Raw genomic sequence first — 822 nt, 5'->3', positions numbered from 1 at the left:
TTACGGTTTTCAGCTTCCAGCTCCTTTAAACGTTTGATATCGGAGGTTTCCATACCACCGTATTTTTGCCGCCATTTATAAAAAGTCGAGTTGCCGATGCCATATTTACGGCAAAGTTCTTTAACAGGAATACCGGCTTCAGCTTCTTTTAAAATAGATACGATTTGATGTTCAGTCATTTTTTTCATGATTAAATCCTCTGTGGGTTAATAAAGAGAATTTTCTACTTCAGAGCTGTACTATTTTAAGGGGTAGTTACAGACAGCTACTCATTATTTGATAGGAAATCAGAAGGTGAGTGGAGAATAATCGGGCATCAACAAAACTATGTGCCTACCGATATGAATGGCGTATATTTCACCTATGGAGAAGAACCGTGGTGTAAAAAAATGGATATTTGGGAAAATGAAATTCCTATATCTGGAAAAGAAGCCGAATCCCTACCTCGTGTAGCGCCATTGGGTGACTATAATATTAGAAAAGAATTATTAAAGGATATCTGAAACCATGCTGGGAAGAGTATGATACTTTTTCCAGCTTTTATTTATTTCAGGAGTAGTACTTGTGCTATACCCTGAAACCAGCACAATAATGCTCAGATTAAATAAAAATCGCCCTGGATTTATACGCTAACTGGTCAGCCGTACTCAGATTAAAGAACTACTGGACACCCAGCACTACCACTACGACGCCGAACACCGCCTGAGCGAAGTACGCATTGAGCAAACAGGCCGCAGCCAGCGTTACGGCTATGTCTACGATGCACTTGGCCGACGTATCGAAAAACATCAGATAGACCGCGAAGGCCAACCCTACAACCGT

1 protein-coding gene is annotated in these 822 nt (G+C 40.9%); it reads right to left on the bottom strand.

Annotation, left to right across the window (positions count from 1 at the left end):
- A partial coding sequence (locus BGI33_RS03720) for a transposase (RefSeq protein ID WP_144235361.1) occupies positions 1-188 on the bottom strand: 188 nt, incomplete at its 3' end.
- Positions 189-822 lie beyond the last annotated feature (634 nt).

The organism is Snodgrassella alvi (genome assembly GCF_002777425.1).
In the GTDB taxonomy this organism is placed as follows: domain Bacteria; phylum Pseudomonadota; class Gammaproteobacteria; order Burkholderiales; family Neisseriaceae; genus Snodgrassella; species Snodgrassella alvi_B.
Note: the sequence above shows the minus strand (reverse complement) of the source record. Positions and strands in the feature narration are given on the sequence as shown.